The organism is Bacillus sp. Y3, from assembly GCF_008123875.1.
GTDB lineage: Bacteria > Bacillota > Bacilli > Bacillales > Bacillaceae > Bacillus > Bacillus altitudinis.
This window is the reverse complement of record NZ_VSSC01000009.1, coordinates 22,424-43,731: the sequence shown is the minus strand read 5'-3', so window position 1 is coordinate 43,731 and position 21,308 is coordinate 22,424. Positions and strand designations below refer to the sequence as shown.

General features: G+C 43.1%; 19 protein-coding genes. 10 read left to right on the top strand and 9 right to left on the bottom strand.

Annotated features, from left to right (window positions below; translation table 11 throughout):
• Positions 1–14 precede the first annotated feature (14 nt).
• Positions 15–992, top strand: coding sequence for an FAD:protein FMN transferase (locus FXF70_RS17200; RefSeq protein WP_148780833.1), 978 nt, complete (start codon positions 15–17; stop codon positions 990–992).
• Positions 950–1,813, top strand: coding sequence for an RnfABCDGE type electron transport complex subunit D (locus FXF70_RS17195; RefSeq protein ID WP_148780832.1), 864 nt, complete (start codon positions 950–952; stop codon positions 1,811–1,813). The genes FXF70_RS17200 and FXF70_RS17195 overlap by 43 nt, the downstream gene beginning before the upstream one ends.
• Positions 1,814–1,858: 45 nt before the next feature.
• Here the strand turns inward: FXF70_RS17195 and FXF70_RS17190 are convergent, their stop codons facing one another.
• From FXF70_RS17190 to FXF70_RS17175, 4 genes are all read right to left on the bottom strand, one after another.
• Positions 1,859–3,607 (bottom strand): methyl-accepting chemotaxis protein, encoded by a 1,749-nt coding sequence (locus FXF70_RS17190; protein ID WP_148780831.1) that lies wholly within the window; start codon positions 3,605–3,607, stop codon positions 1,859–1,861.
• 298 nt (positions 3,608–3,905) lie between these two features.
• Positions 3,906–5,027, bottom strand: coding sequence for a mannitol-1-phosphate 5-dehydrogenase (locus FXF70_RS17185; protein ID WP_148780830.1), 1,122 nt, complete (start codon positions 5,025–5,027; stop codon positions 3,906–3,908).
• A 1-nt stretch (position 5,028) separates the two neighbouring features.
• A complete protein-coding gene (locus FXF70_RS17180; RefSeq protein ID WP_019743148.1) occupies positions 5,029–5,463 on the bottom strand; it encodes a PTS mannitol transporter subunit IIA in 435 nt (144 codons plus the stop codon).
• A 95-nt stretch (positions 5,464–5,558) separates the two neighbouring features.
• The gene (locus tag FXF70_RS17175; protein WP_148780829.1) at positions 5,559–7,001 is read right to left on the bottom strand and encodes a PTS mannitol transporter subunit IIBC; all 1,443 of its coding nucleotides are present in this window, start codon (positions 6,999–7,001) and stop codon (positions 5,559–5,561) included.
• Positions 7,002–7,507: 506 nt separating this feature from the next.
• Here FXF70_RS17175 and FXF70_RS17170 point away from each other — a divergent pair.
• From FXF70_RS17170 to FXF70_RS17160, 3 genes are all read left to right on the top strand, one after another.
• On the top strand, positions 7,508–9,142 hold the full coding sequence (locus FXF70_RS17170) for a copper resistance CopC/CopD family protein (RefSeq protein WP_148780828.1): 1,635 nt from the start codon (positions 7,508–7,510) through the stop codon (positions 9,140–9,142).
• A 16-nt stretch (positions 9,143–9,158) separates the two neighbouring features.
• Entirely contained in the window at positions 9,159–9,773 is a 615-nt protein-coding gene (locus tag FXF70_RS17165; RefSeq protein WP_148780827.1) for a YcnI family copper-binding membrane protein, read from the top strand.
• A gap of 130 nt (positions 9,774–9,903) precedes the next feature.
• Positions 9,904–10,500 carry an NAD(P)H-dependent oxidoreductase gene (locus FXF70_RS17160; RefSeq protein ID WP_148780826.1) on the top strand — a complete coding sequence of 199 codons (597 nt, stop codon included), beginning with the start codon at positions 9,904–9,906 and terminating at the stop codon, positions 10,498–10,500.
• A 248-nt stretch (positions 10,501–10,748) separates the two neighbouring features.
• Here FXF70_RS17160 and FXF70_RS17155 read toward each other — a convergent pair whose 3' ends face one another.
• From FXF70_RS17155 to gabT, 3 genes are read right to left on the bottom strand one after another with little or no spacing between them, the layout of a single operon-like run.
• Positions 10,749–12,143, bottom strand: a complete 1,395-nt coding sequence (locus FXF70_RS17155) for an NAD-dependent succinate-semialdehyde dehydrogenase (protein ID WP_148780825.1) — start codon at positions 12,141–12,143, stop codon at positions 10,749–10,751.
• Positions 12,118–13,506: an APC family permease gene (locus tag FXF70_RS17150; protein ID WP_148780824.1), complete on the bottom strand. Its 1,389-nt coding sequence runs from the start codon at positions 13,504–13,506 to the stop codon at positions 12,118–12,120. The genes FXF70_RS17155 and FXF70_RS17150 overlap by 26 nt, the downstream gene beginning before the upstream one ends.
• A 21-nt stretch (positions 13,507–13,527) precedes the next feature.
• The gene (gene gabT, locus FXF70_RS17145) at positions 13,528–14,844 is read right to left on the bottom strand and encodes a 4-aminobutyrate--2-oxoglutarate transaminase (RefSeq protein WP_017358513.1); all 1,317 of its coding nucleotides are present in this window, start codon (positions 14,842–14,844) and stop codon (positions 13,528–13,530) included.
• A gap of 108 nt (positions 14,845–14,952) precedes the next feature.
• On the opposite strand from gabT, the gene gabR reads away from it, so the two are divergent.
• Positions 14,953–16,377, top strand: a complete 1,425-nt coding sequence (gabR, locus tag FXF70_RS17140) for a MocR-like transcriptional regulator GabR (protein WP_148780823.1) — start codon at positions 14,953–14,955, stop codon at positions 16,375–16,377.
• A 66-nt stretch (positions 16,378–16,443) separates the two neighbouring features.
• Here the strand turns inward: gabR and FXF70_RS17135 are convergent, their stop codons facing one another.
• The gene (locus FXF70_RS17135) at positions 16,444–17,175 is read right to left on the bottom strand and encodes a LysR family transcriptional regulator (protein WP_144679608.1); all 732 of its coding nucleotides are present in this window, start codon (positions 17,173–17,175) and stop codon (positions 16,444–16,446) included.
• 99 nt (positions 17,176–17,274) lie between these two features.
• On the opposite strand from FXF70_RS17135, the gene FXF70_RS17130 reads away from it, so the two are divergent.
• Positions 17,275–17,826 carry a DUF4865 family protein gene (locus FXF70_RS17130; RefSeq protein ID WP_148780822.1) on the top strand — a complete coding sequence of 184 codons (552 nt, stop codon included), beginning with the start codon at positions 17,275–17,277 and terminating at the stop codon, positions 17,824–17,826.
• 81 nt (positions 17,827–17,907) lie between these two features.
• Here the strand turns inward: FXF70_RS17130 and FXF70_RS17125 are convergent, their stop codons facing one another.
• On the bottom strand, positions 17,908–18,219 hold the full coding sequence (locus FXF70_RS17125) for an ArsR/SmtB family transcription factor (RefSeq protein WP_148780821.1): 312 nt from the start codon (positions 18,217–18,219) through the stop codon (positions 17,908–17,910).
• A gap of 123 nt (positions 18,220–18,342) precedes the next feature.
• Here FXF70_RS17125 and FXF70_RS17120 point away from each other — a divergent pair, with 123 nt between their 5' ends.
• The 3 genes from FXF70_RS17120 (at position 18,343) to FXF70_RS17110 (ending at position 21,172) form a co-directional block, all read left to right on the top strand.
• The gene (locus FXF70_RS17120; protein WP_148780820.1) at positions 18,343–18,717 is read left to right on the top strand and encodes a hypothetical protein; all 375 of its coding nucleotides are present in this window, start codon (positions 18,343–18,345) and stop codon (positions 18,715–18,717) included.
• A gap of 138 nt (positions 18,718–18,855) precedes the next feature.
• Entirely contained in the window at positions 18,856–19,722 is an 867-nt protein-coding gene (locus FXF70_RS17115) for a TetR/AcrR family transcriptional regulator (protein ID WP_224559208.1), read from the top strand.
• 16 nt (positions 19,723–19,738) lie between these two features.
• Positions 19,739–21,172, top strand: a complete 1,434-nt coding sequence (locus tag FXF70_RS17110; RefSeq protein ID WP_007498149.1) for an MDR family MFS transporter — start codon at positions 19,739–19,741, stop codon at positions 21,170–21,172.
• Positions 21,173–21,308 lie beyond the last annotated feature (136 nt).

Genomic DNA, 21,308 nt, shown 5'->3' with positions numbered 1-21,308 from the left:
GAGGAGACACTATGATGAAATGGTTAGGACAACAAAAACTGATAACTTATCAAAAATCCATGCTGGCTATGGGAACTGTTATCAATATTCAAGTGGTTGCCTTTGAAGAAGATCGACGAGCTGTTTTAGAAGACATCAACCGTGCCTTTTCCATTTTTTACGATATCGAGCATCGTTTTAGCCGTTTCCGCTCTGATTCTGAAGTCATGAAGTTAGCCAATCGTTCAAAGCAAGAGGTATTAGTCAGTGAAATGCTTTTCGATTTAACAGCCTATGCGTTAGAGTTAGCTGAATTAACAAATGGAAAGTATGATCCAACCATCGGGAAAGTCATGGAACAAAAAGGATTCAATCGGTTGTACACGACAGGACAAACTTTTTCATCAGATGACGTACCACATACAGCTGTTCATTACCGTGACGTCCAGTTAAACGAGATGAATCGGACGATTTATTTGAACAAACCGCTTATCTTGGATTTTGGTTCTATTGCAAAGGGGTTCGCGTGCGATCTTGCAGCAAAAGAACTTGAAGCATGGGAGGGCTTTATGATGAATGCTGGCGGAGATGTGTTGGTATCTGGATTTAACGAACAACAAGAAGAGTGGACAATTGGGATTCGGCATCCCATTCACAAACAGACCAACATCTCGGTCATTCAAACCACAAATTGTGCGATTTGTACCTCTGGAAGCTATGAACGGATCAGCCGTTATGATCCTCATACGCACCATTTGATTCTCCCTCAAACGAAACAGTCTGAACAAAGTTTGTTAAGCTGTACCGTCATTGCACCACTCGGTATGCTCGCCGATAGTCTATCCACAGCTGCTTTTTTATTAGGTCGAGAAGAGGGTTATTCATTTTTAGCCGAACATGAAATACCTGCCGTAATGGTGGATCAAGATGCTGATATGACCCTAACACCGGAGATGAAGGAGGTTCACTCATGGAATTACAGCCAGCATCAACCACAGACCAAACACTGTTGAAATCATCGCCTTCACTAAAAACTTACATTCGGACGCCGAAACGGTATGCCATCGCCATTCTTTTGATTCTTCTAGCCGCCGGGGGTCTGCACACTGGATTTCTTAGTGGTCTCACTACAGTTGCCACTAGCATTGGGACAGCACTGATTCTTGACGTTTTTATTTCAAGAGTGATTTTGAAAAACAATAAACACACATTCCCTGATGGAGCTCTACTCACAGGGCTGATTATTGGCATTGTTCTAAGTCCTGCCACTTCTTTTGCTGTATCTGTTTTCACAGCCACAGCGGCCATTTTATCTAAGCATGTCATCACTTATCAAAAGAAACCAATTTTGAATCCAGCCGCATTTGGTTTATGGCTCTCAGTCATTTTATTTTCTTCCAATCAAAGCTGGTGGGGCGGTATGTCTCTTCTACCTTGGTGGACCATAATCCTTGTGATGGTCGGCGGTTATTTGGTGACAAGCCGCGTACAAAAGTTCCCGCAAGTTTTCGCCTTTCTAGCCGCATACGGCCTTATTCACCTCATATTGGGGTTCATTGGCTTAACGGATGCTTCATCTGCTTTTATGACGCCCTACTTGAATGCTGTCTTGTTTCTTGCGTTCTTTATGTTGACTGATCCACCTACTTCACCCGCAAAGAATCGTGATCAAATCATCTTTGGTATCCTGTGTGCTGTCGTTTCATGTGTGGACTTCTATTTATTTAACAGCTTATCTTACTTACTCACAGGGCTTTTATGTGCCAATGCTTGGAAAGCCTATCGAACGTACCAAACAAATCAAAAGCGACGGGCAATACGGAAAGTCGTCTAAATAAAAAAACGGACATCGACTTTTCGACGTCCGTTTGACCATACCTTATAAACGATAACGTGCAATATCTTGATTCAATCGCATGCTTAGCTCATTGAGCCTTTCTGCTGCCTTCGCCACATTGGAGATGGCGGTGACTTGTTCGTCTGTAGATGCAGTGATTTCTTCAATCGCTGCAGCATTTTCTTGAGAAATATGCGCTGCACCATGCATCGCTTTTGTGATGAGGTCGTTTTGTTCCAGTAATGTGTTCAGCTCTTTTGCCATCGCATTCGTTTCAACGATGGTTTGTGAAATCGATGTAGAGATGGAATTGAATTCTTGTTCTGTTGCGTGAACCGCTTCATCAAGCTCGGCAAAACGATCCATTGTTTTGGACATCATGCCAGCTGTAGACGTCGTTTCTTCTTTAATGCCTTGAATCATCTGCTGGATTTGAACAGCTGATTGCTTTGTCTGTTCAGCTAAATTCCGCACTTCACTCGCCACAACCGAGAATCCTTTGCCATGCTCTCCTGCACGAGCTGCTTCAATGCTCGCATTCAGGGCCAGTAAGTTCGTTTCATTTGAAATGCTTTCAATGGTATCTGTGATTTGAGAAATATCTTGTACTTTTGTACTTAACTGCTCAATCCCTGATCGAATGCCTTGAGATGCCTGAATGGATTGCTCATTTGATTGTTTTAATTGCTGGACAATTTGCTGACCCTGCTGGGAAGATTGGTTCGACTGGTCTGAAATTCGTTTGATTTGGTCGCTTTGTTCTTTGACGTTTTCAATGGATTGATTGAACTGAGTCATTTGTTGATTGGCTCCCTCAAGGTCTGATGCCTGATGAAGGGTCCCAGTTGAGATATCTCCAATTGCTCGGCCAATTTCTTCACTGCTGGCGGATGTTTCTTCAGAGATGGCGGATAGATCTGTCGCAGATTCGACGAGCTGGCTGCTCGTTTCCTGCAAACCGCTCACAAGTGCTCTGAGCTCTCCTGACATATGATTAAAGCCTTTTGCTAGCTGTCCAATTTCATCCGAGGTTTCTTTTAAGCTGGTGCGTTCAATATTGCCCGCCGCAATTTCTTTTGAAGCAGCCGTGACTTGCTTGAGCAGTCTCACTTTACCTCGGGCTGCCAAATAAAAGACACCCATACTTAAAAGAGCGACACCTGCTGTAATGAGAATAATATAAAGCTTCATCTGCTCTAGTTCTTTATAAAATTCATCCTGAAATACGGCGATTCCTATACTCCAATTCCACGGTGTAAACTGGTTCATATAAGCGAGTTTTTGCTTTTCTTCCCCTGTGGCATCGTCTTTATCCATATAGGTGATATAGTGTGCATCCTCGCCTTTTGCTGTGGCGCCAGCGACCATTTTTTGACGATTTGTCGTGTTATCTGGGATGACGCCGATGTCGTTAACCGGATGAACCTGTGATGAATAATCGGCTCCATATGCGACAAGGTAGCCTTTATTTTTATAGATAAAATCTGATTTTTGAAATTGGTACCCTTTGCCGTTGTCATTTTTAGGCCCGCTCAAGTAAATACGGGCTTGTTCCTGCGCCTGTTCAAGCGTCAGTTCTTTGTTCTCCACACGGTCGTTCAATTGTTCAAGAGTGGCCATCGCTCCATTTACGATGTGTTTTAAATCTGCTTTCCCTGCATCAATTAAGACATTTTTCGCTAAAAAATACCCCGTTGTTCCTACAAGTCCGCCTGTTAAAATTGTAATAACGATAATGGCTGACATCAATTGAAAAAAGACACTCCTTGAAGCAAACGCTTTCTTTTTCATGTTCTAATTCCCCCTTACTACATATATCGTCATGCAGGGGAAAGTATTAAAAAAGTCATAGAAAAAATCCCTTTCACGTTAGAGAAAGGGATCTCAGATTGTTGACAAAGGGCTAAAATTGATTTTAGCCCTTTGTCTTCATTTCAGCGTGATAGAAAACCTTTGCAGTCTAGGAAGGACGAGTATCGGAGCGGAGCGAATGAGAGATTCGTGAGCACCGACACACAGGACTGACACCGAATGCGGGGGTTTGTCTATACGCTGAAAATCCCTTTCACGTTAGAAAGGGATTTTTTGATTAAAGCTCGGTTTCTTTGAGGATAGCTTGATAGAGATCGTCTTCAGGTTTGAGTCCACATACCTCTTGAAGCACACCTTCAATGCCTTTTTCTTTCCTTAATGCCTGCAAGCGGACCGCTTCTTCGTCTTCTGCAAAGTCGTAAGCCAAAGCGGCAGCGATCCCTTTGATTAAGTACACTGGCTGCTTGATCTTTTTCGCTGGACCGATTAAACGGTCATCTGCTCCCAGCTTTCTAAGAGGAGAGCGTGCGACACGAGTCACTTCATCGGAGATAAAAGCATTCTCAAATCGCTTGATGATTTTTTGAATGTACGCATCATGTTCTTCTTTTCGGAAGCCATACGCGTCAATTAAATAACTGCCCGTTTCATGAAGGGCACCTTCGACCACTTGACGAATGTCTGGTGTATCAACAGCTTCTTTAATGGTTTTTACGCCTTGCTGATACCCGACATAAGCCGCTAGTGCATGTCCTGTATTGACGGTGAAGAGCTTCCGTTCAATATACGGCGTCAAATCTTGGACAAAGATCGCTCCGTCAATTTGCGGAACATCTCCAATAAAGCCCGTCTCATCAATGACCCACTCGAAAAATGGTTCAACCGACACTTTGAGAATGTCCTCATGGTGCTGAATCGGAACAATGCGATCAACCGCAGCATTTGGAAAGCCCACGGTTTGTGATATCGCTGCTTGCTCATCTGCTGTTAAATGAGAGAACACCGCTTCTTTTAAATGAGCACTTCCCCCAATCATATTTTCACATGCCACGATGTTGATGATATGGTCAGGCTCTTTTTGTTTTAATCCTTCAGCAATCGATGAGGCAATGATCTTCAATACGGCTGGCCCAACAGCTGTTGTAATCAAATTGGCTGTGGCAACCGCCTCTGTTAATGCTGCTGGATTTTGCGAAGAATTGATCGCTGATACGGGCCCGACGATTTCTTGCTTCTGCCCTGGTGCTGCGAGTTCAACCGTATATTCTCCTCTTTCATTCAGCTCATTGATGACCGCTTCATTCACATCGGTAAAGACAAGTTCAAAGCCTGATGCCTTTAACAAAGATCCGATAAACCCTCTGCCAATATTCCCTGCTCCAAAATGAAGTGCCAACATGTTAGTTCACCTCGTTAAAGATGGCGATCAGTTCATCCTGATCCTTTGCATGAATGATACGTTCTACATTTTCTTCTTCTGAACAGACAATCGCAATTTGAGACAGAATGTCAAGATGCTCGTTGTTTTTCCCAGCGATTCCAAAGACGACTTTCGCCACATTTCCTTCACCATATTCAACACCATCTGGAATTTGGATAATCGAAATCCCTGAATGAAGGACTGCCGCTTTCGCATCCTCTGTTCCATGAGGGATTGCAATGCCGTTCCCCATAAATGTAGAAGAGATCTCTTCTCTTTCAAACATTTTGTCGACATAATCACTTGTGACGTAGCCGTTTGCTACGAGGACTTCGCCTGCTTTTTTGATGGCTTCTTCTTTAGAACCTGCTTGTTCGTTTAGAAAAATATTGTCTTTAGAAAGTACTTGTTTCATACATGATCACACACCTTTTTTAGAATAAAAATCAGGAAAACAACCAAAACGGGGAGTTCAATTAGGAAAAATTGGACTCAACCCGTTTCGTCATGTTATTTTTTCAATTTCTCAATCAGCTCATCATATTTCGGGCTGTTTAAGAAATTATCCACTGAGATATGCACAGCGCCTGGCAGCTTTGCCTTGGCTCTGTCTGTTAAATCTTTATGAGTAAAGACCACATCCGCATCGTCTGGGATGTTGCTGATCGACGTGTTTGTCACATCGATATCAAGCTCTGCCTTTTTCACTTTGTTTTTCAGAATGGACGCACCCATTGCACTTGAACCCATCCCTGCATCGCAGGCAAAGATGATTTTATTCACTTCATCTGGATTGACGTCACTTGGAGATGCTGCTTGCTCGTTTGCTTGAGTGTCTTCTTTTTGTGCCGTAAGAGCAGCAGCTGCTGCACTTTTCTTGCCTTTCATGTCCTGCATCTTTTCTGTTGCTGCTGTTAAATCTTCGTCAACTTCTTTAGATGCTTTCAAAATGACCGATGCGACAAGGAACGATACGATAGCTGCTACGACAACACCTGCTAAAACGGCAAGGTGACCGCCTTTTGGAGACATCAGCATAAGCGCAATAATACTTCCTGGTGACGGCACAGCTTTTAATCCTGCATTTAATAATGTGAACGTCAGGACACCACTTGCTCCCCCTGCAATGACAGCCAAAATAAGTTTTGGTTTCATTAAGATGTACGGGAAGTAAATTTCATGGATTCCTCCTAAGAACTGAATGACAATGGCACCTGGTGCAGACTGTTTCGCATTTCCTCTTCCAAAGAACATATACGCAAGAAGAACACCTAAGCCTGGCCCTGGGTTTGTTTCAAGCAAGAACAGAACAGATTGCCCTGTCTTCGCTGCTTGCTCGACCCCTAACGGCCCTAAAATACCTTGGTTAATCGCGTTGTTTAAGAATAATACTTTTGCAGGTTCAATGAAGATACTTGCCAGCGGTAGTAAATGAGCATTGACAATGATATCTACCCCTGCCGCAAGGGCTTTATTCAGTCCTAGTACCACTGGGCCGATAGCATAGAATGCAATGGCAACAAGAATGGCACCGAGGATACCTGCCGTAAAGTTATTCACAAGCATTTCAAAGCCAGATTTGATTCGGTCTTTGAACAGCTGGTCGATTTTCTTAATAAGATAACCGCCCAGCGGCCCCATGATCATGGCACCTAAAAACATTGGAATGTCTGAGCCAACAATGACCCCAATCGTAGCCGTAGCACCGAGCACTCCGCCTCGATGGTCATAGACGAGTTTACCACCTGTGTAACCAATTAAGAGCGGCAGTAAGTAGTTAATCATCGGTCCAACGAGTGTAGCTAATTGCTCATTCGGAAGATAACCACTTGGAATGAACAAAGCTGTAATGAGTCCCCATGCAATAAATGCACCAATATTCGGCATAATCATGCCGCTTAAATAGCTTCCAAAGCGCTGTACTTTCACGCGGAATCCGCTTTTTTCCTGCATCTGTGAAAACCCCTTTCTTCTCTCCCTTTATTTCGGGCTTTATAGGTCAAAAGATATAAGAACAAGAGTCAGTGAAGCCCTTATACCTATCGTAAAACGCTTTCACTTTCCCTTCAATTGAAACTAAATGTCACTTTGTCACTTAGTGTGTGACAAAATTGAAAAATGATGTGACACTTCTCGGCATACCATAGATGATAGCGGGGTAAAAGTTGAATTTACTGTTGTTTTGGCGCAAAATTCATTGGAATTTCACAACTTTCAAATGGTCACTTCTTGTTTCCTCTACTTAAATCGAATAGGCTTATATTGATCAAACATTCAAGAAACGTCTGCGCAGACAAGACATGACACAGAAAAAGTGAACCATCTTACTATTTGTTTCGTTTACCTTTTAGAGTGGGCGGTACAATAGAAAGAGCGGTTTTTTCTGTGACTCACAGTTTACTGCCGCTTTCTTTCTGATACATGAGACATTTTCATAGGTAGAAAGGCGGTTATTCACATTGTTGAAATATCGTAAGTGGCTTCTGCTGCTCATCTTCATGTTCTCCTTTTTCATTCCAAAAGAGGCATTTGCTCATGCATATGTGGTGAGCTCAAATCCAGTAGCAAATGAAGAGCTGGATCAGCAGCCTCCTGCAGTCTCGATCACCTTTAGTGAAGGGATCGAAAGTGGATTTCATGCCATTAAGGTGTTCAATGCAAAAGGGGATCGTGTGGATCAAGGAGATACGGTCATCAAAGAGCAAAAGATCATGGAAGCAGCTTTAAAAAAGAATTTACCAAAAGGAATTTACACCATTCAGTGGAATGCGGTATCAGCCGATGGGCACTCTGTGTCTGGCATGATTCCGTTTAGTATCGGAAAAGCGGATGGAGGATTTGATCAATTAGATCAAGGACAATCAAGTGAATCCATCGATATGGCTTCAACCATTGACAAAGCCTTTCTGTATACGTCATTTAGCTTATTTCTTGGAACCATTTTATTTGGGCTTCTATGGTTTAAAGCGGCCATAACCGACGTTTTAGCTCGGCGAATGAAGCGACTCTTAACTGTTTCATTGATCATGATGGGCGGAGCACTCATGTTCCAGCTGCCGATTCAAACTAAGTCAGCGGCAGACGTGTCCTTTTTAGGGGCATTTCAACCATCACTTTTACAAGAAACCATTGCGTCGACTTCGGGCGGGAGTCTGTGGATGATGCTAATGGCGTCATTTGTTCTACTGTCGATCTGGACGATTGTGGCGATGAAAAAAGGAAACTTCACTTCCTTCCGGGTATGGCTGTTTCCACTGCTCATTTTCACTGTGCTCCTATGGCTAAAAGCACAAATCGGTCATCCAGCCGCAACAGATAATAAAATACTGACAACGTCACTTGACTTCATTCATCTCATTTCTGCATCTATTTGGGTCGGCGGCTTAACAGCCATTGTCCTTCTTTTGATGAAGAAACTGCCGAATGAAGATCAGCCGCTCATACGCAGCACCCTGACAGCTTTTCATCCGTGGGCACTGCTCTCAGTTGGACTGATTGTGTTTTCTGGGTTTGTGAATGCGATTTTTATCCTGCAATCATTTGATGCCCTTTTCCAATCAGCCTATGGACGCACCTTCTTAATCAAACTTGGTTTATTTATCATCATGGGTCTACTTGGGCTCGTCCATTATTTGATGCTGAGATGGGAAAAGAAGCAGAAACGAAACGTATCTTTACGAGCAGAGTGGATCATTGGGATCGCTATTTTACTATTAACAGCCGTATTCACCAATATCCCAAGCCCTCCGCCGCCTGCACCAGAGCCATTCTTTGGAGCCAATCAGGTGGAGCATCGTGACCTTGTGTCTTTGAGCATTACCCCGAATGCTCCAGGTAAAAACACGTTCGAGGTGGCATTTACGAAGAAGGATGGACAAACGATCACAGACATTCAATCAGTGACAGCTAAGATCCACAAAGTCTCCTTGTTCGGTGATGAAACGCCAAACGAATTTCAGCTGAAACGATTAAAGAATGGACACTTCTCGGCTGAAAACCTCTTACTAAATGAAAAAGGCACTTGGAAAATTGAGATTCATGCATTAACTGGTTCTTTTGACAACATCGATACGACATTCATTAGAAGAAACTAAAAGGAGTTCATATCATATGAAAAAATACGTTAAAGCTTTATTACCAATGCTTCTCGCTTCATTTTTACTGGCGATTCCTGTAAGTGCACACGTGACAGTCAAACCTGATACATCTGCAACGAATGCTTGGGAAACCTATACGTTAAAAGTACCTTCTGAAAGCGACAGTCCGACAACAAAGGTTGTCATCACGATGCCTAAAGGCGTAGAATTCCAGCAATACGAGCCAGTGCCTGGCTGGAAAACAACAACTGAAGAGAAAAACGGAAAAGTCACAAGAGTCACTTGGGAAGCAACTGGCGATGGTGTCCTTGCTGGACAGTTCCAGCAATTCGTGTTTGTCGCAAAAAACCCTGAAAAAGCTGGCGAAGCGGCATGGGATGCGTATCAATATTATAAGGATGGAACAGTAGTTGAATGGACTGGCGACAAGGACGCTGATAAGCCTCATTCGATCACAAACATTGTTGCGTCTAATACCGTAACGGATTCACATGGTCAAGAAAAACCAAAAGAAGAAAAGGCATCTGAAACAGCCTCTTCTTCTTCTTCACCACTTGTTCTTGGTCTGTCCATTGCAGCCTTAGTTTTGGCATTGATTGCACTTGGACTTACTTTTAGAAAGAAATAAACCTTACATGAGCGATCGTTTTTTCAAGCGGTCGCTTTTTATTTTCCCAACCTATCATTTCCAATATAGGATTGAATAGGATACTCGTGCATGCCATAATGAGACACATGACCACCTAGGAGGCTATGATATGAACCATCTAATCATATTTGCTCATCCCCAGCAAAGCTTAAATCAAACCCTATTAGATCTTGTTGTAAGCACTCTTTTGAACAATGGTCATGATGTGACAGTTCGTGATGTGTATGCCATTGGCTTTCCGCCAGAGCTGACAACAGCAGAAAAGGTTGCCATGAGAAACGGACATGTGCCGGTACCGGTTCAAAGAGAGCAGAAGCTGATTCAACAAGCTGATGTCCTCACGTTTATCTTTCCAATATGGTGGACAGGCTTGCCGGCGATGCTAAAGGGTTATGTAGAGCGCGTTTTTTCAGAGGGGTTTGCGTATGAGATCAATGAAAACGGAGTGGTGAAAAATCTGCTTCGAGACAAAAAAGGGGTCATTATTAATACGCATGATGCACCGAGGACCTTTCTTGATTCAAATATGATCATCACCCCCAGCCATCACATGACGACAGATACAGCCGCCTTCGATCTGATCGGCGTTCAGCCTGTCGAACGGCTCTTATTCAGCAGCATGGAACAAGCATCTGCAGACGACATCCACGAGATTCTCAAAGAAACAAAAGAAACGGTGGATCAACTTTTCCCACCGGCTGTTTAACATAAAAAAGACTGCCGAGGCTTCCCGGACAGTCACAGATTGTTGATAAAGGGCTAAAATGAACTTGATTTTAGCCCTTTGTCTTCCTTTTCAGCGTGATAGAAAACCTTTGCAGTCTAGGAAGGACGAGTACTGGCGCGGAGCGAATTTGACATTCGTGAGCACCAGCACGCAGGACTGACAAAGAATGCGAGGGTTTGCCTACACGCTGAGACTACCGAGGCTTCCCGGACAGTCTTTTTCACATGTTATTCGTCTAAACCAATTGACACATACTTCGTTTCTAAATAAGGCTCGATGCCTTCGATGCCGCCTTCACGACCAATACCGCTCTCTTTCATACCGCCGAAAGGTGCCTGCACAGCGGATGGTCCGCCGTCATTCCAGCCAATAATCCCATAATCTAGATTCTCAGATATATAGAGACCATTGCGGTAATTCTCTGTAAAGAAATAAGCCGCAAGTCCAAAAGCTGTATTATTTGCTAATTCAATGGCTTCATCTAATGTGCTAAATGTCGTAATTGGTGCAACTGGACCAAACGTCTCTTCATGCATAATGTTCATTGAAGGGTCGACATGAGTTAGCACCGTCGGCTGAACAAAATAATACGACTTCTCATCGTCAAAATGTGTATCGCCGCCGACAAGAACTTTCGCCCCTTTATCCACGGCATCTTGAATTTGGTCGACAATTTTATCGAAGCCTCGCTTATTGATAATCGGTCCGATGGACGTTCCTTCCTCAAACCCATTTCCTACTTTCAGCTTTTCTACTTCTTTGCTGAAGCTTTGCGCAAATGCTTCATGAATTTCTTCATGGACGATTAAGCGATTGGCACAAACACACGTCTGGCCTGCATTACGGAATTTAGATGCCACTGCTTGTTTCACAGCCAATTTAAGGTTGGCGTCCTTATCTACGATCAGCGGGGCATGACCGCCAAGTTCCATAGAAACGTGTTTCACTGTGCTCGCACTGTTTTTGATGAGATGTTTTCCAACTGGTGTTGAGCCAGTAAACGTGATCTTGCGGATCAATGGACTATCTGTGAAGATTTCCCCCACTTCTTTTCCATCTCCAATCACCCATTGCAAGGCATCCTCTGGAATTCCGGCTTCATGGCCTAATTTGACAAGCTCAATGGCCGTAAGTGGCGTGTCTTCAGCAGGTTTCACGATAAACGTACAGCCCGCCGCAAGCGCTGGTGCTGCCTTTCTTGTAATCATCGCCGCAGGGAAATTCCATGGTGTAATGGCGGCAACAGGACCGACTGGCTGTTTTGTGACAAATAGGCGTTTGTTTGTCGTATGAGACGGGATCGTTCTGCCGTAAATCCGCTTTGCTTCCTCTGCGTACCATTCAATATATCCAGCGGCATAGACGATTTCCCCTAATGCTTCTTGATACGGCTTCCCGTTTTCTTCTGTGATGATTTTTGCAAGCCTTTCTTTATGCTCGATCATGAGATCAAACCACTTGCGAATGATATTTGCACGTTCATGGGCTGACGTTTTTGCCCATGTTTTGAATGCTTTGTGTGAGCGAGTGATCGCATCTTCAATCTGTTCTTTTGTATGCTGAGCAACTGAGGCAATTTCTTCTCCGGTTGCAGGATTATACACTTTGAGTTCGTTTGTCATGCTCTACCTTCTCCTTCGTTCTTGGATTCATTACATATAGTATATACCCAATGAGTGCCCAACCTAAAAGCAAAATCCATTCAGCTGGCCATGATAAGGAGGCCGGCATCCCTGGAAAATAAAATGAAAGAAAAAGGAAACTAAGTCCAATGGCTAAAACGCCGGTCGTCCGCCAATATTTAATGCGGTATGGTCGCTCAAGCTCAGGTTCTGTCTTGCGAAGTCTCATAAAGGCAATGGACACAATCAAATACCCAACGATGATGCCCACACCCCCTGCATTGACAATCCACACGAGGGCAGGTCGGCCTAGTAATGGTGCAAAAAAGGCCAATGCACCTAAGAACAAAATGGCATTTGTCGGTGTTTTATACTTCGGATGAATATACGCAAACCATTTGGAAATCATGCCTCTTTCCGCCATTGCATAGAGGATACGGCTTGCACCAATGATAAATGCATTCCAGCTCGTCACAATGCCTGCTACACCACCAATGACAAGCACAGTCCCAAACGCCTGATGACCAAGAAGCTGTACCATGGCATCTGCTGTTGCCAGTGATGAAGCCTCAAGCTGACCTTTTGACAACCCTGCCGCTACTCCAAAGACAATGAGCAGATAAAATACAACCACACTCACAATGGAGATAATCAAAATTCTCCCGATGATTTTCTTCGGTGCGTTAATCTCCGCCGCTACCTGTGGGATGACATCAAACCCAACGAATAAAAAGGGAATCATCACTAACACAGCCATCAGACCGCCAACCCCGCCTTGAAACATCGGCTCAAGGTTTGCAAAATCTCCATTAAATGTAGCTCCGCCTAATAGAAGAAAACCTGTCAGAATAATGGCCACTGTGAACACCGATTGAAAAATGGCAGCAGGCTTTGCGCCAATGTAGTTCAGAGCTGTTAAAAACAGCGCACCGCCAGATCCAATCAACACCCATGTAAAGTAAACATCCCATCCTCCTATATTCCATAGGAAACCAACATGCTGTGTTGGAATGACATAGTCAATGACTGTCGGAAGTGCGACCGCTTCAAACGTAATCACGGACACATAACCGAACAATACGCCCCATGCGGAGACAAACGCTGATTTGATCCCAAATGCCCGCTGGACAAAGACGAGTCCTCCGCCTGTTTCTGGAATCGCAGAGGAAAGCTCTGCATACGTTAGTCCAATAAAGATGACGAGAATGCCCCCTACGACAAAGGCAATCACACTTCCTAAAAATCCAGCTGTTAAAATCCAATCTCCCGAAAGTACAACCCAACCCCAGCCAAGCATTGCACCAATGGATAAAAACAGTACGTCTGACTGCGACATGGTTTTAGCCATTTGTTGTTTTTGCATACAACCATCCCCCTTTGTTGTTTAGCGTGCTGTGAAGGCGTCTTCGATAATCCCTAGTCCTTCTTGCAGCAGCTCATCTGTGATGACAAGTGGTGTTAAAAAGCGAATAATATTCCCATTGATCCCTGCCGTTAATAAGAGTAGTCCGTGCTTGTTTGCATAGGCTGCAATCGCTGCGGCTGTCTTCTTATCTGGTGTACGCGTTGTTTGATCTTCCACAATTTCAATGGCCGCCATTGCCCCTAATCGCCGGACTTCCCCGATGAATGAGTACTTACTTCTCCACTCATTCGCTTTGTCCTCAATGACTTGTCCAATGTGTTCAGATCGTTCATTCAGTTGTTCTGTTTCAATAATATCAAGTACAGCCAAAGCTGCCACACAGCCTAATGGACTGCCAGCATACGTCCCTCCTAGCTCCCCTGGGTCCGCTGCATCCAGCAATTCTTTTCTGCCAACAACACCGCTCAGCGGCAGGCCAGCTGCAAGTGATTTTGACACAGTGATTAAGTCTGGCACCACATCGAAGTGCTCAATCGCAAAGTATTTCCCTGTTCTAGCGAATCCTGTTTGGATCTCATCTGCCACGAATACGATTCCATGTTGCTGACAGAATGAAGCGACATGCTGGACAAAACGCTTCGATGGTACAATGAATCCGCCCTCCCCTTGGACTGGCTCCATCACCACACAAGCGACTGTTTCTGGTGCAACGGTTGCGACAAAGAATTGATTGAACTGATCAATGATGTATTCGTCGTAAGCTGCATCGCTTAATCCTTCAGGTTTTTGATAGTAATAAGGATACGGCGCTTGATACACCTCTGACGCAAATGGGCCGAATCCAAATTTATAAGGCTTGACCTTGCTTGTCATGCTCATCGTCATATTCGTTCTTCCGTGGAACCCTCTTGTAAAAGAGACAACCGCTTGTCTTTTCGTATATTTACGGGCAATTTTCACTGCGTTTTCAACTGCTTCTGCACCTGAATTTAAGAAAATGGCTTTTTTGTCGTGGTCGCCTGGTGTGAGGTGGCATAGTTTTTCTGCCAATTCGATATAGGATTCGTACATCATGACATTAAATCCTGGGTGAATCAGGCTGTCTGCCTGTGCTTTGACTGCTTCCACAACCTTTGGATGGGAGTGTCCTACATTTAATGTACCGATGGCGCCTGCAAAATCGATAAAACGATTGCCATCAATATCGAAAAGCTCGGCTCCCTTCCCTTTCGCTGCAAGATGACGGTTGCCATTACTTACGCCTCTTGCGACGTATTGATCTCTTTTCCCCTGCCATTCCTCTGTTGAAAAACGGTTTGTTGTCGTTTGACTCATTGTCATCCATCCCCTTTATGTCTTTTTTATTATTCTGAATATTTTTTGGTATGATAGAAAGTACCAATATCATTTTTTTCATGGTACCAGAGAGGATGGAATGACGAGATGCTGACAATTCAACTAGATCAAACAGGGGAAAACGGGTTTATTTATCATCAAATTTACACGAAAATTAAAGAGGAAATTTTAAACCGCAACCTGCAACCACACGATCAATTACCGTCTAAACGAGAGTTAGCAGATACTTTAAACGTCAGCGTCAATTCAGTGAATGGCGCCTATCAGCAGCTGCTTGCCGAGGGATATTTATATTCAGTTGAACGGAAAGGCTTTTTTGTGGAATCACTGGAAACATTTCATGAATCAGGTCAACTGAAACCCTCTTCCCTTCCAGCAGATTTAAAGGAAAATCCGATTGAGCGAGATGACTGGTATTCCTTTTCACATATTTCTGTTGATACAGCCAATTTTCCTTTTAAAAGCTGGCTGAAAAGTGAACAAAAGGCGATCAGTCTCCACCAAGAAGCCTTTGGTGAGCTGCCGCACCCACAAGGCGTCTATGAGCTGAGGGAAACGATTGCCCGGCTGATTGGACTTGCACGAGGGGTCAAATGCTACCCTGAACAGCTCATTTTAAGTGCGGGTACACAGTCACTCATTCATTCATTATCTAGCATCCTTCCAGCTGATCAAATATATGGATTAGAAAACCCCGGCTATCGCAGACTGTATCAAATGCTGAAAAACAATCATCACCGGATTGAAACGATTGGCATTGATCGAAAAGGGGTGCGGATGAGCGATATTCAGAAGAAAGAGCCAAATGTCTTGATCATTACGCCTTCTCATCAGTTCCCAACAGGGGTGATCATGCCGATTTCCCGGCGGATACAGCTGTTAAACTGGGCGGCTGATCAGCCAGACCGCTATATCATTGAGGACGATTATGACAGTGAATTTAAGTACGGCACAGACAGCATACCGGCGCTGCAGAGCCTTGACCGCTATGACAAAGTCATTTATATGGGGACCTTTTCGAAATCATTGCTGCCCGGCTTGAGGATCAGCTACATGGTGCTACCGCAGCATTTATTAAGACGCTATAAGGAAGAACAGCACTTTTTCATCCAAACAGCCAACCTTTTTACACAATACACCCTTCTTTATTTTATAAAAGATGGCGCCTATCAGCGGCATATTAAAAGAATGAATGGGCTATATGAGGAAAAACGAAAACAGCTCATTGGAGAGCTCGACACTGTCTTTCGTGACAACGTACGGATTATCGGGGAAAATGCAGGGCTTCATTTTATCGCAGAATTCCGCTCAGATCGTACGCAACATGAGATTTTACAGCGAGCGAAAGAAAGAAAGCTGAAAATGTACGGGATGGACCGTTTTACCCTTGATGAGCATGTGCCTGGTCACAAAGAAGGTTTTGTCCCGCTCGTCCTCGGTTTCTCGCACATGCGGCCAGAGGATATTAAGCCAGCGGTGAAACGCCTGTATGACTCGATTTATGGGAAATGAAACAGCTCATGTAGATGAATCGTGGCACTCCTTTGACGGGACTATCCCCATAGAGGAGTGTTACGATCACATTCTTTCATAAACGTAATAGTTGATGTGAATATTTTTTTCTAGCAATTTCACGAGTGTTTGAAGGCTTTTTAAGTTGGTTGGAAGTAACGCAATACCATCTCCCTGTTCAACGATTTTGATCATTCCTTCAAACGAATCTAACTCAAATAGGGTTCGATCACCCAGCATACGTCTGGCCTCATGTCTTAATGGGCAAAGCTGATCACGATTCACGACCAATGAAATATCATCATCGTATATCTCTTTAGATTTTCCATATACGTTCAATGCCAAGCTCTTTACCTCTTTTAATTGATATTCCGCTTTTTCCATTTGATTAAAAGAAATAATTTGATCATACACATCCTCTGTTAATTTTTTGTTGATCGTACTTGATGAAGCAATGATAAAATCAGTGGCTTGAATATCCTCTAAAACATGCTGCTCGTATAAAACGGTAAATAGAAGCTCAGAGCATAAAACGGTCTTTTTCTTTGAAGTCAATTTTTGTTGAATGGCCTTCGTTTCTTTTACGATTTTTTGAGCGTATTGATAAAATAAATCCCCCTGTCCTGTTGAACTGATTCCATGATGATGCCGGATAAAAAATGTTGCATCATATAAAGTTTCAAGCGCTTTGATTCTTTGAGAAATATTGGATTGCGCATACCCTAAAGCTTTAGCCGCTTGGTTAATCGATTCTTTTTGATACACCTCTATAAAAATAATCAAATCATTTATATTCATCATGATCACCTATCACTTTTTGTGATAACAATAACACAAATATGTATTATTCAACTGGTTTGAAGTCGATTATGATGGCTATTGAAAGGGAGTGTTTCTATGCATGCCATGCAATATCATGTGGATCTGCCTGCGGATTATGATATGAATATCATTAGAAAAAGAGTACGAAACAATGGATGGAAAACAGATGGATATCAGGATTTATTATTTAAAGCTTATTTGATCACTGAAAAAGACAAACATAGGAGTTTACACAATGGCTATTGCCCATTGTATATTTGGAAACAATCTGAGGGCATGACGGATTTTGTGTTTAAGGGGTCATTTGATCAGATTTTACGTTCTTTTGGCTGGAAACAAATCAATATTGGCATCACGTATTCCGTTCGTTTAACAGATGATTTTCATCGTAGCACATTCGTTCTTGAAGAGTATGTGACGATTCATCCTACTGATTGTCTGGAAAACCTAGATATCGCTCAACTCTTTTCCCATTTTAACGACAATAAGGGTGAAGTCATCGTATATAACCCCGATAAATGGAAATGCGTCAAATATTCTTTTCTAGACTCATTGCCAGTGAATATAGAGAAGCAAATTCACACTTATGAGATTATCCATCTGTCTATGGATCATTCAATGGCCTAATTCCCTTTTACACGAGACGCATCACAAATCCCCAAGGTTACAATGCCTTGGGGATTTGTCATTTATTGATGCAAAATTCTCTTACCACCGCCCCTTGTCTACAGCTAATACGGATGACAAGAGGCCTGGAAAAGCGGTATCAATGTCGTCCTTTCTGAGAGAGTAGTAACGGTGCTTACCGTCAATTCTCACTTTCACGATGCCTGCTTCTCTTAGTACTTTAAAGTGATGCGACAGTGTGGACTTGGCAATGTTCATATGATATGTACCGCATGTTCTCTCACCCGCTTCTGCTAAGCAGCGGACAATCTCCAGCCGAACAGGGTCAGCCAATGCTTGCAGCACAGAAATGAGTCTCATGTTTTCTTGGGTTGGATGATTTGGATTATTCATACGATAAATGTATCGTATTTTGTTCTAACATACAATCTCGTTACTCGCCTATGACATTGTAACGCGACAACCTTTGGAAACGACTATGACTCATAGACACTATTTTGAAGGGAAGAACCTTATTTGACACGTACAATATGGACTTGCTTATTCATGCTCTTATTGACAACGAGCTTATGCGCCTGCCAATCTGTTCAGCAATTTGAGTCAAAACCACCTAGTGCAGAAGAGTTATTAGCTCTCGATCCACAGGCAGATTTATTTCAATGGGAAGAAACGATCTATGAAACAAACATAGATTGGACAAAATCATTAAATGTAACAAAACATCAGCAAGTAGGTGTCATTCAGAGAACAGCTACCACACATTTTGAACATGGAACAGCTTCTCGGTTGAAAAAAGGAACACCTATTTACTCTGTCAAGGAGCGAGAAGACCTTTTAATCGCCGAACGTAACGGACAAATCCACATATATGCCGCACATGCGGAAGGATAAAATACCTGTCATCAGATAGGTATTTTTTTAAGTTCATTTTCTTGTCATGTGCCATTGGTTTTGTTATCATAGCAAAAGTGACCACTCGGTTTCCATTGTGACCATATGGTTTTGCCGATTCGGAAAGGACTTATGAAGATGAACGAAAAGCAAGAAGAGATTTTGCGGGTATCGAAGAAATTATTTTCTCAAAAAGGCTATATGAGTGTCTCTATGCAGTCAATTGCTGATGCCTGTAAAATATCAAAAGCGTCAATTTATAAACTGTTTGATTCAAAGGAAGCTCTTCTATTGGAACTGATTAAATACAATCAGCGCAAAATGAGAGAGATTTCTCAGATCATTCATTCCGAAACGACGCTGTCCAAAAAGGAAAAATTCACAAAAAAGATTAAGCTTGAGCTTGAAGAGTTTAAAGAGAATCATAAATTTTTGAATATGCTGTCCTTTGAAGCTTTTTCACAGCATTCGCCCATCGTCATTAAGCATTTACGTGAGACACGCTCCATTATCATGCAGCGACACAGAGACATCATTTTAAGCACATATGGTGAATCTGTTGCGCCTTATGTGTGGGATCTTGTGATTGTCCTCAACGGATTAATGAGAGAATTCATCTTGATGTTGGCGATTGAGCACAAGAACATCCAATTAGAAAATGCCGCCGAAATGATCATCGGTGTGATGGACCGTGTATCAATAAAGCCTTGCTCCATTGAGCCTGTGCTAACAGATCAGCTGATGGACTCTTATTTGCTTTCCACACAGGAAGAATATGATGAAGAAAAGCTTGTCATCTCGTACTTAACAAAGATGAAACAAGAGCTTCACACACTATCAAACGGAGAAGAAAAGGACGATCTCCTCTCTGCGTTTGAACTGCTGAGTCAAGAACTGTCAAAGGACCAACCGAGAACCTTTTTAATTAGCTCATTGCTTGATTATTTAGGCAAACACAGCGTTTTATCTCAAAACGTGTCACAGCTGAAAAGCATTATTTTATAGATAAAGAAGGGATAATATGAACCAATCAACAACATCGTATAACCGGTCTGTGATTGTTGGGATTTTCCTCGTTGGGGCGTTCGTTGCGATCTTAAACCAAACGCTTCTCATTCCAGCGATCCCGCATATCATGGAAGAGTTCAATATTGATGTCAGTAAAGGTCAATGGCTGACCACAGCCTTTATGCTGACAAACGGGATTCTCATCCCAATTACGGCCTTTTTAATTGAGAAATTTTCAAGCCGTTCCTTAGTCTTAACGGCTCTTAGCATTTTTACAGCAGGTACCATTCTTGCTTCGTTCGCCACTAATTTCCCAGTGTTACTTGCAGCACGTATCGTGCAGGCAGCTGGCGCAGGGATTTTGATGCCGCTCATGCAAACGATCTTCTTAACCATTTTCCCAAAAGAAAAACGCGGGCAAGCCATGGGTATGGTCGGACTAGTGATTTCATTCGCACCGGCGCTTGGACCAACACTTGGCGGCTGGATTGTCGATTCCTTTAGCTGGAAGTTCTTATTCTATATTGTTCTTCCAATCGGTATTATTGATCTCATTCTTGCTTTCTTCTTAATGAAAAATGTCACACAGCAAAGAGACACTCGTATCGATGTCTTATCGGTGATCCTGTCTTCCTTCGGATTTGGCGGACTGCTGTACGGATTTTCAAGTGTCGGAACGTATGGTTGGACGAGTGCGACCGTTCTGATTTCACTCATTGTCGGCGCTGTGAGCTTGTTCTTCTTTATCCTGCGTCAGTCGAATTTGAAAAGACCGATGCTTGAGTTTGGCGTCTTTAAGTTTGCGATCTTTAGCTTAACGACCTTCCTCGGTATGCTCGTCTTTGCCTTACTGATAGGAACAGAGACGATTCTGCCGCTCTATACGCAGAATGTCAGAGGGTTATCTGCCCTTGATACAGGGCTGATCTTATTGCCAGGGGCTCTCTTTATGGGATTCCTATCGCCGATTATCGGACGAATTTTTGACAAAGTAGGCGGTAAAGGGCTGGCTCTAGGCGGATTTACGATATTAGCTGTCACTTCCCTGCCATTTATGATGCTCAGCCTTGATTCATCGATTACCCTCATTACAGTGGCCTACACACTTCGCTTAATCGGGGTTGGAATGATCATGATGCCGCTGACAACAGCCGGTATTAACTCTTTACCACCGCATTTGATTCCGCACGGGACAGCAATGAATAATACGATGAGACAAATGGGCGGCTCTATCGGGACGGCTGTGCTTGTCTCCATTATGAGCAGCTCTGCTGCCAATGCAGCATTATCCGATCCAATGAAGTCAGCCGTTCATGGCATGAATACGTCATTTATCGTGTCTGGTGCTATTGCGGTCATTGGACTCGTTCTCTCGTTCTTCTTAAAAGAAAAACGTAAAAACAAAGTGATGAAGCAGGAGCTATCTTCTTCGTCCTCTTCTTCATAAAGACAAAGAGCTCGGCATATCGCCGGCTCTTTTTTCATCTATGCACACATAACGTCTTCCCCAAAAATACATTTGTTCGTTCAGAGAAGAAAAACCTTGATAATTTGAAGAAAAGAGTTGATAATAGAAACTATTC

Coding starts and splice junctions, on each gene's coding strand:
- FXF70_RS17200 (WP_148780833.1), top strand. CDS start 15: ATGAAATGGTTAGGACAACAAAAACTGATAACTTATCAAAAATCCATG.
- FXF70_RS17195 (WP_148780832.1), top strand. CDS start 950: ATGGAATTACAGCCAGCATCAACCACAGACCAAACACTGTTGAAATCA.
- FXF70_RS17190 (WP_148780831.1), bottom strand. CDS start 3,607: ATGAAAAAGAAAGCGTTTGCTTCAAGGAGTGTCTTTTTTCAATTGATG.
- FXF70_RS17185 (WP_148780830.1), bottom strand. CDS start 5,027: ATGTTGGCACTTCATTTTGGAGCAGGGAATATTGGCAGAGGGTTTATC.
- FXF70_RS17180 (WP_019743148.1), bottom strand. CDS start 5,463: ATGAAACAAGTACTTTCTAAAGACAATATTTTTCTAAACGAACAAGCA.
- FXF70_RS17175 (WP_148780829.1), bottom strand. CDS start 7,001: ATGCAGGAAAAAAGCGGATTCCGCGTGAAAGTACAGCGCTTTGGAAGC.
- FXF70_RS17165 (WP_148780827.1), top strand. CDS start 9,159: ATGAAAAAATACGTTAAAGCTTTATTACCAATGCTTCTCGCTTCATTT.
- FXF70_RS17160 (WP_148780826.1), top strand. CDS start 9,904: ATGAACCATCTAATCATATTTGCTCATCCCCAGCAAAGCTTAAATCAA.
- FXF70_RS17155 (WP_148780825.1), bottom strand. CDS start 12,143: ATGACAAACGAACTCAAAGTGTATAATCCTGCAACCGGAGAAGAAATT.
- FXF70_RS17150 (WP_148780824.1), bottom strand. CDS start 13,506: ATGCAAAAACAACAAATGGCTAAAACCATGTCGCAGTCAGACGTACTG.
- gabT (WP_017358513.1), bottom strand. CDS start 14,844: ATGAGTCAAACGACAACAAACCGTTTTTCAACAGAGGAATGGCAGGGG.
- gabR (WP_148780823.1), top strand. CDS start 14,953: ATGCTGACAATTCAACTAGATCAAACAGGGGAAAACGGGTTTATTTAT.
- FXF70_RS17135 (WP_144679608.1), bottom strand. CDS start 17,175: ATGAATATAAATGATTTGATTATTTTTATAGAGGTGTATCAAAAAGAA.
- FXF70_RS17130 (WP_148780822.1), top strand. CDS start 17,275: ATGCATGCCATGCAATATCATGTGGATCTGCCTGCGGATTATGATATG.
- FXF70_RS17125 (WP_148780821.1), bottom strand. CDS start 18,219: ATGAATAATCCAAATCATCCAACCCAAGAAAACATGAGACTCATTTCT.
- FXF70_RS17115 (WP_224559208.1), top strand. CDS start 18,856: ATGAACGAAAAGCAAGAAGAGATTTTGCGGGTATCGAAGAAATTATTT.
- FXF70_RS17110 (WP_007498149.1), top strand. CDS start 19,739: ATGAACCAATCAACAACATCGTATAACCGGTCTGTGATTGTTGGGATT.